Below are 12,923 nucleotides of genomic sequence, written 5' to 3'. Positions count from 1 at the left end.
TTAAGCCTCCTTATATTTATAATGACTTTTCCGATCTATAATGTAATTTAATAGTATGTTTTTTGTAATCAGTTGATCTTCTAAGATAGAATACTTAACTGCTTCTTCACATGCCTTAACAATATCTGCGTGATTTAACCCTTGAGCCTCTTTGTACACATCATCTGTAAAAATATCGTTAGATGCTTTGCCATGAAGCTTCATCTTAAATAGCCTTTTGATTTGTTCGATATCAGGATTTTTATATTCCATCACGTCATCAAAGCGTCTGAACAGAGCATTATCTAAAATACTTGGATTATTGGTTGCTGCAATGATAATACTATAGGATTCATCATCTTCAAGATTCTGTAAAAATGAGTTTAAAATTCTTCTCATCTCACCTACATCATTATCTAAGTTTCTATCTGACCCTATAGCATCAAACTCATCAAATAAATATACCCCTCGAATTTCCTTTATCTGATCAAATACTTGTCGAAGTTTTGCACTTGTTTCCCCCATGTATTTCGTTATCAACCGGTCAAATTGTATTACATAAAGCGGTAAGTATAACTCGTTCGCTATAACCGAAGCAGTCATGGTTTTTCCTGTACCAGGGTCACCTGCAAGTAAGAGTTTTGACCGATTCATAAGTCCATTTTTTCTTAAGAGATCTTTCTTATGATACTCATTGATTACACGTTTGATTTTCTCTTCTATCTCAACCGAAACAATTAAATCAGATAAATGGACATGAGTCATCTTCTGTTCAAGGATATCTAATCGGTTATTTAATGCTACAACCTTATTTTTGTTTAGATATTTAGGGTTTTGAATAATTTCTTTAATTTCTCGAGCACTTGCTGTATGACCTACTTTCGCTTCGTGAGCCGCAATTTGCAAAACAACAGTTTTAAATTTCTCTTCATTACTATCGTAATGCGCTCTTATTAAAGCTTTAATCTGTTCAATTGTTGCCATGCGGATTCACCTACTTTCTTTAGAAGTGCTTATGATAAAAATACAAATATAATCCACATATGTCCGTAGTGCATCAAAAAATAGTGGTAAAGTTTGCTTAAATTATATTGTATGTTAAAGTTTTCATTTTGTTAAAGCACATAGATTCTCTCTCCATTTTATCATTCTGTGTCAAGCATCACAACCACACCACTTGGATACGTTTGATAACTTTAGCTTGCTAATGCTCTGGATATGACAAGGATAATCCTCGTCCACCCAAATTGTATTTCTAAAGCTTGTTTTGAGATACCTTCCACAAACAAACTCACTCCTCTTCTACCCACTTTTTCAATTCCGGATCTTCTTTTAAGATTTGTTCAATTAATTTATATAGATCCTTGTCTTTTATGTTCGCTTTTAACTGCTCTTGTATCTCTTTTACTTCTTTTTTTTACTCTTTACTACGCACGTTTAGCGCTCCTCTATAATTAAGGTGATTTACATACATAATTGAATAACAACTGATTGTTTTACCTTTAAGGATTCTTTTCAAGAACAACCCCTGTTCCCCTTCTTCAAGGTTCAATAAATATATTAATTATCATAATTAAAAATTTTGAAATTGTCTTAAAAGGAATTTTTAACATTCCCTTTGGAAATAATGTTCTTTCAGTAACATAAATATACATTTGAAAGTGAGGATGTTAAATGAAAGGACATTTTTACAGAAGAGGCTGTACGTGCAAAAAGAAAAAATGCACTTGTGGTTCAAAGTGGGCTTTCACCGTTGATATTGGATTAGATCCAGTTACCGGCAAAAGAAAGCAAAAGGTAAAAAGCGGGTTTAATACTAAGCAGGAAGCTGAAGAAGCTGCTGCTGCTCTCATCCACGAATTAAACCAAGGTACCTATTTAGAGGAAACAGAAAAAACGTTTAGTGACTTTGCAATTGAGTGGCTTCCTATCTACAGTGATTCAAAAGATGTAAAGCCCGGAACGATTCGAGTACGGCTTCATGAAATCGGAAAGTTATTACCCTACTTTGCCAAACTTAAGTTAAAAGACATTACAAGAAAGATGTATCAAGATGCTCTAAATGATCTTAAAGACCGAGGATACTCAGATAGTACAAGGGATGGAATTAATCGTACAGGAAGGATGATTTTCCGAAAGGCACTAGAACTAGAATTACTTAAAAAGGACCCGACTGAATTCGCTTATGTGAAAAAGGATAAAAAAACGATTGAACAGTTGGAAGAAGAGGAAGTACCTAAGTACCTTGAAAAAGAAGAGCTTGCTTTACTTTTAGAAACAGCAAAAGCCAATGACCGAGAACATGATTACTTAGTTTTTTTGATATTAGCCTATACGGGAATTAGGGTTGGAGAATTAGTGGCCCTTAAGTGGAAGGATATAGACTTTAAAAACCACACAATTAGCATTACCAAAACGTATTACAATCCGAAAAATAATGCCTTGGAATATCAGCTAGTTACACCGAAGACGAGAAAATCTCGACGAAAAATTATTGTGGATGAAGAAGTGATTGACGCTTTAAAGGAGCATAAAAAGAATCAAGATGAAGTCATCAAGCGGTTAGGTGCGGCTTACCATAACAAAGACTTTATCTTTGCTAAAATGGAACGGCATTATGGTTATCCCATTGTAGTTAAAAACGTTCGAGATCGAATGAAACGACTGCTTGCAATCGCTGGTTTAAACGAAGATTTAACACCGCATAGTCTAAGACACACTCATACGTCACTTCTTGCTGAGGCTGGTGTCTCACTCGAACAAATAATGGACCGACTTGGCCATTCCGATGATCAAATCACGAAAAATGTGTATCTTCACGTAACTCAAGAAATGAAAAAAGAAGCCTCTCAAAAGTTCGCTGAACTCATGAGAAGCCTCCGTTAATATCCTCAATGTTAGCAAAATGTTAGCAAACCACTCTCATCTTACTTAAAAACCCAGTCATACCAAGGGTTTGAGGGGGCTATTACATCATGCCGCCCATTCCACCCATGCCACTCATATCAGGCATTCCGCCTTGGCCTGGTGGTTCTGGCTTATCAGCCACTACTGCTTCAGTAGTTAAGAACATAGCCGCAACAGAAGCTGCGTTTTGAAGTGCAGAACGAGTAACTTTAGTTGGGTCAACGATACCAGCTTGGATCATGTTTACCCATTCGCCAGTTGCAGCGTTGAAACCAGTGCCGATTGCTTCATGCTTTAAGCGCTCAACGATGACAGATCCTTCAAGACCAGCGTTGTGAGCGATTGTGCGTAGAGGCTCTTCCATCGCACGAAGAACGATGTTTACACCTGTAGCTTCGTCACCTTCAGCTTGGATCATAGACACTTTGTTGTATACATTTAGAAGGGCAACTCCACCACCGGATACGATACCTTCTTCTACTGCAGCGCGAGTAGAGTTTAGGGCGTCTTCGATGCGAAGCTTGCGCTCTTTTAATTCAGTTTCAGTAGCAGCACCAACTTTGATTACTGCAACACCGCCAGCTAATTTCGCTAAGCGCTCTTGTAATTTTTCACGGTCAAATTCAGAAGTTGTTTCTTCTAATTGAACACGGATTTGGTTTACACGAGCAGTAATATCTGCTGGGTTTCCAGCACCTTCAACGATTGTTGTATTTTCTTTTGTAACAACAATCTTAGAAGCGCGACCTAATTGATCAATTGTTGCAGATTTAAGGTCACGGCCAAGCTCTTCCGTGATCACTTCACCGCCAGTAAGAACAGCGATGTCTTCAAGCATTGCTTTACGACGGTCACCGAAGCCAGGAGCTTTAACTGCAACAGCAGTGAATGTTCCGCGAAGCTTGTTCACGATTAACGTAGCTTGTGCTTCACCTTCAACATCTTCAGCTACAATCAATAATGGCTTACCTTGTTGAACGACTTGCTCAAGCACAGGTAATACTTCTTGAATGTTAGCGATCTTCTTATCCGTAATTAAGATATATGGATTTTCAAGAACTGCTTCCATTTTTTCGGAATCAGTTACCATGTATGGAGAAGAGTAGCCACGGTCAAATTGCATACCTTCTACAACATCTAATTCTGTAGTGAAGCCTTTAGATTCTTCGATTGTGATAACACCATCGTTACCAACGCGCTCCATTGCTTCTGCAATTAATTGGCCCACTTCTTCATCAGCAGAAGAAATTGCAGCAACTTGAGCAATTGAAGCTTTGCCTTCGATTGGTTTAGAAATAGCTTTTAATTCTTCAACAGCTACTGCTACCGCTTTTTCAATCCCTTTGCGGATACCCATTGGGTTTGCACCAGCTGTTACGTTTTTAAGACCTTCACGGATCATTGCTTGAGCAAGAACGGTTGCAGTTGTAGTACCGTCACCGGCTACATCGTTTGTTTTGCTTGCAACTTCAGCAACAAGCTTAGCACCCATATTTTCAAAAGCATCTTCTAATTCGATTTCTTTAGCGATTGTTACACCGTCATTTGTAATTAACGGAGAACCAAATTTTTTCTCAAGAACCACGTTGCGTCCTTTAGGTCCAAGAGTTACTTTTACTGCATTTGCAAGAGTATCAACACCGCGAAGCATTGAGCGACGTGCGTCTTCACTGAATTTAATTTCTTTTGCCATCGTTTAATAACCTCCTCTTAATCTTCGTTTATCTTATTATTAGTCATGATCGTGACAGATCAATGATTATTGGCCTACTACAGCAAGAATATCGCTTTCACGTAGAATTAAATATTCAGTACCTTGGTATTTCACTTCTGTACCGGAGTATTTTGAGAAGATAATGCGATCGCCTACAGCAACCTCTACTGCCACACGCTCTCCACTGTCAAGAACACGACCTGAACCAACAGCAATTACTTTTCCTTCTTGTGGCTTTTCTTTAGCAGTGTCCGGTAGAACAATACCGCTTGCAGTTTTTTCCTCTGACTGAACAAGCTCAATAACAATACGATCACCAATTGGCTTTAACAAGAGAAACAACCTCCTCAAATAATATGTAGATTATTATTTATTAGCACTCTCCTCTATCGAGTGCTAACACAATTATTATAATAAATAATTGCACCATCTTTTGCAAGAGAGATGGTAAATTTTTTTTATTTTGGTCCATGCTTTTCTCAACCTTATAAAGTATGCATCTTATTACCGTTTTTATCCATATTGGCAAAAAATTTTTTCTACAAATCTTATTCATTTGTATCTACCCTTGATAATTTGTACAATTGAGCTTAGTTCATTAGTTTTTTTAAGGAGAAGCATAATTTGAAAAAAGAGTATTGGATCGTCATTATTATCTTTTTAACTCTACAATTGTCTAGTCTTGTTGGTTTACCCTTAACCGCCTACATTGGGACTCTATTTGGATATTCAGCGAGCGAAATGAAAATACTGGCCGTTCCGATTTGGCTTGTCACAAGCTTTACTGTATCCCTTATCCTTGTGCTTTGGGTTTTGCGCGGTGAATTTACGACTAGGTTAGAACGGAATCAAGCTAGTATATCCTTGTCGATCTTCTGGGCCATTTCCGGTGTTTTTCTTGCCTTATTTGCTCAACAAGTTGCAGCCAATATTGAAGCGATGCTAGGAATCAAAATAGGCTCGGATAATACCCAACAAATATTAACCGTGATCGAAAGCTTTCCAGTTATTATTTTAATCAGCTCGATCATCGGACCTATTTTAGAGGAAATTGTTTTTCGAAAAATTATTTTTGGAGCTCTTTATCAACGACTGAATTTCTTTTTATCTGCTCTCATAAGCTCCGTTATTTTTTCTTTAGCTCACATGGAACCGGAGCATACTTTGTTATATTCAGCGATGGGCTTTACCTTTGCCTATCTTTATGTAAAAACAAAGCGAATTATCGTACCCATCTTTGCCCATGTTTCAATGAACACGCTCGTTGTGCTGATCCAAACTGTGTATAAAGAGGATATCGATCGGCTCATTGAACAATCAGAAAAAATTCAAAGCTTTATCGGAGGATTTTTATGATACAATCACCTTTGCTTACCGGAAGTATTCATATTGTTTTAGCTTGTTTATTTACCTATTTTGCGATTGATAATGTTAATCAATATGGCTGGGATTTCTTTAGTATCATCCTTGTCCTCCTCGCCACATTTGATTTCGGCTCTGGGCTAAAATTGGTAGCCCTTTACTTTAAATTAAGAAAAATAACCCAAAATAAAAATGAGCCTAGATAACGGGCTCATTTTTTGATTATTCTTCTGTGCTATTTGGATAATGCTTTAAGAAATAGACGAGTGATTGTAATTCTACCGCTAAATCAATATGATGAACTCGAATGCTTGAAGGGACATTTAATCGAGCAGGTGTAAAATTTAGAATCCCTTTAATGTTTACAGATGCGAGCCGATCCGTAGTAGTTTGGGCCACAGGAGCAGGTATCGTTAAAATGGCCACTTGAATATCCTCTTCTTCGATCTTTTGCTCTAAATCATCCATATGGTAAACGGGTACATCTCCAATTTTTGTGCCGACCTTCGCCTCATCTACATCAAATGCGATTTCAATCTTTGTATTATTATTTTTTAAGAAATTGTAATTTAAAAATGCCGTTCCTAGATTCCCGACACCAATTAACGCAACCTTCGTCAGTTCGTCCTGATCCAGCGTTTTTCGAAAAAAGGTTAGCAAATAGTTAACATTGTAGCCATAGCCCTTTTTCCCTAATGCGCCAAAATAAGAAAAATCCCGTCGAATCGTTGCTGAGTCAACTTTAACTGCTTCACTTAGCTCTGCTGATGATACACGCTGTTTACCTGATGAATGTAAATTTTTCAAAAAACGATAATACAGTGGTAATCTCTTTGCAGTGGCTTGTGGAATTTTGGTTGTATTGTCATTCGACATGTCAACACGCCTCTCCCATTTAAGATTATTTCACACGGTTCTCTCTACGAAAGTCCCCATTTTTTCCACCGGTTTTTTCGATCAGATATGTTTTTCCAATTACCATGCCTTTATCTACGGCTTTGCACATATCATAAACCGTTAACGCACAAACCGACGCAGCTGTTAACGCTTCCATTTCGACACCAGTATTTCCTTTTGTTTTCACCTTCGCTGAAATGAGCAATGTATATTCATCATTTTCTTTTTCCCATGAAAAAGAAACATCGACACCATTTAACGGAATAGGATGACACATCGGAATGATCTCCCACGTCTTCTTGCAGGCCATTACTGCTGCTACCTGTGCTACCGCAAGAACATCCCCTTTTTTCATTTCATTATTGGTGATTCTCTCATATATTTCACTGCTTACAGTGATACTTGAATGGGCTTCTGCCGTTCGAACAGTTTCCGGTTTACTGCTTACATCGACCATTTTCGCACGGCCTTCTTCATTAAAATGAGTAAATTCTCCCATGCATACAACACCTCTCTTTATGAATGATACACTATTTTTTCCATGAAGTGTGAATCAAACTTGTATTTTTCTTCACATGTTACGGTTATTGATGATATGCCAGGAATACGTTACACTTACTCTATCGTAGTTGAGGTGAATATCATGATATTATTGCAGGTTAACCAATTAAATAAATTTTATGGCGCAGATCTTATTTTATCGAATATAAAACTTGAAGTACAAACCCGTGACAGAATTGCATTAGTTGGTCGAAACGGGGCAGGAAAATCAACCTTACTTAAAATTATCGCCGGACACATGTCGTATGATTCCGGAGAAATCATGAAGCCAAAGGAAGTAACCATCGGTTATTTAGCGCAAAATACCGGACTTGAATCAACATTGTCGATTTGGGAAGAAATGCTTACCGTATTTGAATCCTTACAAAACCTTGAGCAGAAATTACGACATTTTGAGTTACAAATGTCGGACCCAGCAATCTTTAATAATACCTCCGTATATGAAAGATTATTAAAAGATTACGATCTTCTCCAAACCCAATTTAAAGACTTGGGAGGCTATCAATACGAAGCCGATATCCGTTCTGTATTGCATGGATTAAATTTCCATAGCTTTGATTATACAACAAAGATTTCCAGCCTTAGCGGTGGACAAAAAACACGGCTGGCCCTTGGTAAGCTATTGTTAACAAAACCGGATATTCTTATTTTAGACGAACCTACCAACCATTTAGACATCGATACATTGTCTTGGTTGGAGCAATATTTACAAAATTATGAAGGGGCTATCTTGATCGTTTCCCATGACCGCTACTTTTTGGACAAGGTCGTTAACCAGGTTTACGAAATGTCGCGGCAGCAAATTATGAAATACGTTGGAAACTATAGCTCGTATTTACAACAAAAAGCTGAAAACTATGAACGCGAGTTAAAAATGTTTGAAAAGCAACAAGATGAAATTGCAAAATTACAAGACTTTATTGCTCGCAATCTCGCTCGTGCTTCGACAACGAAACGGGCTCAAAGCCGCCGTAAACAACTCGATCGAATGGATGTCATGAATCGGCCCGCCGGAAACGAAAAATCAGCAACGTTTTCTTTTGATATAGAAAAGCAGAGCGGTAATGAAGTCCTTAATGTCAATGCTGTCGCAGTGGGCTATGATAACGAAAAAGTAGCTGAAAATATTTCCTTCCGAATTACACGAGGGGAAAGCATCGCACTAGTTGGCCCTAACGGGGTCGGAAAGTCTACCCTTTTAAAAACAATCGTCCAAAAGCTGAATCTGCTAGCTGGCGATTTTCGGTACGGCTCCAATATTACGATCGGTTACTACGATCAGGAGCAAGCGGAATTAACATCAAATAAACGAGTCCTCAATGAACTATGGGACGAGTACCCTTTAAAAAGTGAAAAAGAAGTTCGAACCGTATTAGGTAATTTTTTATTCTCCGGCGATGATGTGTTAAAAATCGTCTCGACTTTAAGTGGTGGGGAAAAAGCCCGGCTGGCCCTTGCAAAATTAATGATGCAAAAAGCCAATTTCCTCATCCTCGACGAACCGACCAACCACTTAGACTTAGACAGTAAAGAAGTATTGGAAAATGCATTAATTGATTATCCTGGAACGATTCTATTTGTCTCCCATGACCGTTATTTTATCAATCGCATCGTCACCAAGGTCCTTGAATTAAGTAAAAGCGGAGCCACCGAATACTTGGGAGATTATGACTACTATATTGAGAAAAAGCTCGAGCTTGAAGAACTAAAAGCGTTAGAAACAGAGACAAAGGGAAAGAATACTGCACAGGATCCTATCCCGGCAAAAAATAGTTATCAACAGGACAAGGAAACCAAAAAATTAGAGCGGCAGCGCAAACGCCGTATCGAGGAAATCGAGGCGCGGATTGAGGCTTTAGAAACGGTGATTTCTACAAACGATCAATTATTATGTGACCCCGAGGTCTATCAAGACCATGAAAAAGTAGCCCAATTAAACGGGGAAAATGAACAGGCTAAGCTTGAGCTTGAAGAATTAATGGAAGAATGGGCTGAGTTAGCCGAAGATTAATAAACATTTCTATTAAACACAAATGGCTGGATGATTCATCGATCATTCGCTATTTGTGTTTATTTTTCATATTTTTACATTTTTCAACAAGTTTCGCGAAATGGTTATCCATAGCTTACTAACATTTTTATTCACAAACAACGTATTATTTTTTCAACATCCACAGGTGTTTTCCACATTATCCACAACTTTCTCCGTTTTTATCCACATTGTCCACATTTTTAAAAAAATTATCCACAAAAAACTCTCCTTTTATAAAAAAGAAGAGTTGCTGACTGTGGATATTAATAATTTCCTCTATATGGTTATGTCTAAACCTGGATTCGCATTTAAAGATAAATCGGATCGTTTCCCTTTTTCATATAAAATACTGCCAACAGCCGCAATCATAGCCGCATTATCAGTACATAGTGATAAAGGTGGAATAACTAGCTCAATGTCTGACAATGGTTGAAATGCCGCCGTTAGAGCTGTTCTTAGCCCCTTATTTGCCGCTACTCCTCCAGCTAGCAAAACTTGCTTAACCTCATATTCTTTAGCGGCTTTAACCGCCTTTGTTACTAACACATCTACTACACTCTGCTGGAAACTTGCTGCTAAATTTTCTGGGACAATCACTTCCCCACGTTGTTCAGCATTATGAACAGCATTAATCACCGCAGATTTTAAACCGCTAAAACTAAAATCATAGGAACCCTCTTCAAGCCATGCTCGAGGTAAATCAATGATTGGCTCGCCCTCATGCGCCAAACGGTCAATATGCGGTCCGCCTGGGTATGGAAGGTTAAGCGTGCGCGCCACTTTATCATACGCCTCACCCGCGGCATCATCTCTTGTTTCGCCAATAACAACAAAATCTCCATGTTCCTTCATATAAACAAGCTCCGTATGCCCGCCTGATACGACTAAAGCAAGGAGCGGAAACCGCAGCTCTGTTACAAGTCGGTTCGCATATATATGTCCTGCGATGTGATGGACTCCAACTAAAGGAATATTGTGAGCAAAAGCGATTGCCTTAGCGGCATTTACTCCTATTAAAAGGGCACCTACTAACCCAGGACCTTCTGTAACGGAAATCGCATCTAGGTCTTTGAAGGTAATCCCGGCCTGACGGATTGCTTCCTCCAACACGATCGTGATTTGTTCAACATGATGGCGGGACGCTATCTCCGGCACTACTCCACCAAACCGTTTATGACTTTCTATTTGGGATGCTACAACGTTAGCAACGATTTCTCGACCGTTTTTAATAATTGCCACCGCAGTCTCGTCGCAGCTTGTCTCGATTCCCATAATCAATTGATCTTTACTCATAAATTCACCCACATAACTAAAGCATCTTCTTGGTTATCAGTATAATAACCTCTCCTAATTGCTCCATCCTGAAACCCTAATTTACGATATAGCCCTTTGGCAACATCATTGGAGACCCGAACCTCTAATGTCATTTTCTCTGCGCCTAACTGTTTGGTTACTTCCATTACCTTTGTTAACAAAGCTTCACCTAGCTTTTTTCCTCGATGCTCAGGCAGAATGGCTATATTCGTAATATGTGCTTCATCGACAATCACCCATACCCCACAATAGCCAATCACTTGTTCTTCCTCTTCAATCACTATGTAAACTGCAAACCGATTGTGTGTTAATTCATTAATAAAAGCATCTCGGCTCCAAGGAGCAGCAAAGCTTTCATGCTCAATCTTCAAAACATCTTCGATATCTTTTAACTCCATATAGCGAAAAGTTAGTGATCCGTTCATTATTTTTACCCCTTTTTAACACTAATGCTTTTCTTTTTTTGCTTCTAACCATTTTGCTTCAGCTTCAGCAAGCCTAATATAGTTTGGAACGAAGGAATGAACATCTTCCCCAGGTAAATCTCTGCCTAACAAGGCAAGCTCAGCTGGACGTGGATTATGTTCGGTTATTTCGGCAAAAATAGCTTTTTCACCAAGAATCTCCTCAATACCAGCACGATGGAGCGGCAGATCATTTCCTGCAAAAAGAATCGTTTCGGAACGCTTTTTTAACTCTGTTGCCCAATCCTTTGACAAAATCAACTGATCCTTTTCGAGCGTAGACAATCTTCCCTCATTGAATTTATATAGACCTGTGTAAACTTGACCCCGTCTTGCATCAAATAAAGGTGAAACAACACCCGAAAAATATCGTGCTGTCGAAGCTGCGATAATTTCTAAACTTGAAACCCCAACTAGTGGAATATTCAATGACCACGCCAATGTTTTCGCAATGGTTACTCCGATTCGAACACCTGTATATGAACCAGGCCCTTTCGCTACAACAATTTTTGTTAAGTCAGCAGGAACTACCCCACATTCCTTCATTAATTGTTCAATCGCCGGCATTACCCGAACAGAATGATTAACTTTTACATTTGTAATGTGTTCTCCAATTACTTTTTCTTCATCAATCAATGCAATTCCCAATACATAATTAGAAGTATCAATTGCTAATACCCTCATTAAAAAATCTCCTTACATAGTTCCTCATATCGTGTTCCTTGCGGTTCTAATACCAGTTTCCGGGCTTGTTCATCTTCGTGATATAAGTATATTGTCAGCAGGTTCTTTGGCAGCTGTTCCTTAATTAAATGAGCCCATTCCACCACAGTTACCCCGTTACCTTCAAAATATTCATCAAAACCAAGGTCTTCATATGAATCCTGGACCCGATAAACATCCATATGATAAAGCGGTAACCGACCTTGGTATTCTTTAATAATTGTAAAAGTAGGACTATTAACCGTTTTGTTAATCCCTAACCCTTCTGCCAGTCCCTTTGTAAATGTTGTTTTCCCTGCACCTAAATCTCCTTCAAGGGCAATCACATCGCCAGGCTGGAGCCTCTCAGCAAGTCGCTTGGCAAAAGCTAAAGTTTGCTGCGGTTCATTTGATATAAATTGATATCTACTCATACCATTTATCACCTTTATTTTAATTTCTTATAACTTTCATTGTCCAATCATGATTGAAGTGCCGAGTGTTCTGCTCGATTACTCATTAGGGCTATTGGGTGCAATTTCACCGATAACCTTTGCGAAAACTTTAACCAATAACCTAAGCCAAAACTGTAACCAATAAGGTATGTATAAAAAAACCTTAGGATTTCTCCTAAGGAAAAATGTTCTATTTGTAGTTTACATGATTTTAGTACTATGAGCAAAATCAATACAATTTTCTTGACTAGAAATGATCCAATCACAATGAAAAAAGCGAAACAACGTTTCGCTTTTTAATGGATTATTGCGGGGGCAGGATTTGAACCTGCGACCTTCGGGTTATGAGCCCGACGAGCTACCGGGCTGCTCCACCCCGCGTCGATAAAAAAATATTAAATAACAGCCCGGCAGCGTCCTACTCTCACAGGGGGAGAGCCCCCAACTACCATCGGCGCTGAGAAGCTTAACTTCCGTGTTCGGTATGGGAACGGGTGTGACCTTCTCGCTATCGCCACCAGACTTTTATTAAATTA

General features: G+C 38.7%; 13 protein-coding genes, 1 tRNA gene and 1 rRNA gene. 4 read left to right on the top strand and 11 right to left on the bottom strand.

Annotated elements, in window-relative coordinates:
- Positions 1 to 963 carry an AAA family ATPase gene (locus ACI48O_RS22060; protein ID WP_435563983.1) on the bottom strand — a complete coding sequence of 321 codons (963 nt, stop codon included), beginning with the start codon at positions 961 to 963 and terminating at the stop codon, positions 1 to 3.
- 690 nt (positions 964 to 1,653) lie between these two features.
- Between ACI48O_RS22060 and ACI48O_RS22055 the strand changes: the two genes are divergently transcribed.
- Positions 1,654 to 2,865, top strand: coding sequence for a tyrosine-type recombinase/integrase (locus tag ACI48O_RS22055; RefSeq protein WP_435563982.1), 1,212 nt, complete (start codon positions 1,654 to 1,656; stop codon positions 2,863 to 2,865).
- A gap of 82 nt (positions 2,866 to 2,947) precedes the next feature.
- Here ACI48O_RS22055 and groL read toward each other — a convergent pair whose 3' ends face one another.
- Both groL and groES read right to left on the bottom strand, forming a co-directional pair.
- Positions 2,948 to 4,579, bottom strand: coding sequence for a chaperonin GroEL (gene groL, locus ACI48O_RS22050; RefSeq protein ID WP_435563981.1), 1,632 nt, complete (start codon positions 4,577 to 4,579; stop codon positions 2,948 to 2,950).
- 66 nt (positions 4,580 to 4,645) lie between these two features.
- Positions 4,646 to 4,933, bottom strand: a complete 288-nt coding sequence (gene groES, locus ACI48O_RS22045; RefSeq protein WP_435563980.1) for a co-chaperone GroES — start codon at positions 4,931 to 4,933, stop codon at positions 4,646 to 4,648.
- A 291-nt stretch (positions 4,934 to 5,224) separates the two neighbouring features.
- Between groES and ACI48O_RS22040 the strand changes: the two genes are divergently transcribed.
- Together ACI48O_RS22040 and ACI48O_RS22035 are read left to right on the top strand one after the other, a co-directional pair.
- Complete coding sequence (locus tag ACI48O_RS22040; protein WP_435563979.1) at positions 5,225 to 5,956, top strand: CPBP family intramembrane glutamic endopeptidase; 732 nt, start codon at positions 5,225 to 5,227, stop codon at positions 5,954 to 5,956.
- Positions 5,953 to 6,168 (top strand): YdiK family protein, encoded by a 216-nt coding sequence (locus ACI48O_RS22035; RefSeq protein ID WP_435563978.1) that lies wholly within the window; start codon positions 5,953 to 5,955, stop codon positions 6,166 to 6,168. The genes ACI48O_RS22040 and ACI48O_RS22035 overlap by 4 nt, the downstream gene beginning before the upstream one ends.
- A gap of 16 nt (positions 6,169 to 6,184) precedes the next feature.
- On the opposite strand, the gene ACI48O_RS22030 is transcribed toward ACI48O_RS22035, so the two are convergent.
- Together ACI48O_RS22030 and moaC are read right to left on the bottom strand one after the other, a co-directional pair.
- Positions 6,185 to 6,838 carry a redox-sensing transcriptional repressor Rex gene (locus tag ACI48O_RS22030; protein WP_435563977.1) on the bottom strand — a complete coding sequence of 218 codons (654 nt, stop codon included), beginning with the start codon at positions 6,836 to 6,838 and terminating at the stop codon, positions 6,185 to 6,187.
- A 25-nt stretch (positions 6,839 to 6,863) separates the two neighbouring features.
- Positions 6,864 to 7,358, bottom strand: a complete 495-nt coding sequence (gene moaC / locus ACI48O_RS22025; RefSeq protein WP_435563976.1) for a cyclic pyranopterin monophosphate synthase MoaC — start codon at positions 7,356 to 7,358, stop codon at positions 6,864 to 6,866.
- Positions 7,359 to 7,502: 144 nt separating this feature from the next.
- Here moaC and ACI48O_RS22020 point away from each other — a divergent pair, with 144 nt between their 5' ends.
- The gene (locus tag ACI48O_RS22020; RefSeq protein WP_435564001.1) at positions 7,503 to 9,431 is read left to right on the top strand and encodes an ABC-F family ATP-binding cassette domain-containing protein; all 1,929 of its coding nucleotides are present in this window, start codon (positions 7,503 to 7,505) and stop codon (positions 9,429 to 9,431) included.
- 297 nt (positions 9,432 to 9,728) lie between these two features.
- On the opposite strand, the gene tsaD is transcribed toward ACI48O_RS22020, so the two are convergent.
- The 6 genes from tsaD to rrf all read right to left on the bottom strand — a co-directional run bounded on the left by tsaD (position 9,729) and on the right by rrf (position 12,909).
- A complete protein-coding gene (tsaD, locus tag ACI48O_RS22015) occupies positions 9,729 to 10,745 on the bottom strand; it encodes a tRNA (adenosine(37)-N6)-threonylcarbamoyltransferase complex transferase subunit TsaD (protein ID WP_435563975.1) in 1,017 nt (338 codons plus the stop codon).
- A complete protein-coding gene (gene rimI / locus ACI48O_RS22010) occupies positions 10,742 to 11,191 on the bottom strand; it encodes a ribosomal protein S18-alanine N-acetyltransferase (RefSeq protein ID WP_435563974.1) in 450 nt (149 codons plus the stop codon). The genes tsaD and rimI overlap by 4 nt, the downstream gene beginning before the upstream one ends.
- Positions 11,192 to 11,212: 21 nt before the next feature.
- Positions 11,213 to 11,914, bottom strand: a complete 702-nt coding sequence (gene tsaB, locus ACI48O_RS22005; protein WP_435563973.1) for a tRNA (adenosine(37)-N6)-threonylcarbamoyltransferase complex dimerization subunit type 1 TsaB — start codon at positions 11,912 to 11,914, stop codon at positions 11,213 to 11,215.
- Positions 11,914 to 12,366, bottom strand: coding sequence for a tRNA (adenosine(37)-N6)-threonylcarbamoyltransferase complex ATPase subunit type 1 TsaE (tsaE, locus tag ACI48O_RS22000; RefSeq protein ID WP_435563972.1), 453 nt, complete (start codon positions 12,364 to 12,366; stop codon positions 11,914 to 11,916). The genes tsaB and tsaE overlap by 1 nt, the downstream gene beginning before the upstream one ends.
- Before the next feature lie 328 nt (positions 12,367 to 12,694).
- Positions 12,695 to 12,768 (bottom strand) — tRNA-Met (locus ACI48O_RS21995).
- 24 nt (positions 12,769 to 12,792) lie between these two features.
- Positions 12,793 to 12,909, bottom strand: a 5S ribosomal RNA gene (rrf, locus tag ACI48O_RS21990).
- Positions 12,910 to 12,923: the final 14 nt, after the last annotated feature.

It is taken from the genome of Neobacillus terrisolis (genome assembly GCF_051233475.1).
GTDB lineage: Bacteria > Bacillota > Bacilli > Bacillales > Cytobacillaceae > Bacillus_BU.
This window is presented reverse-complemented; position numbering and strand designations above follow the sequence as displayed.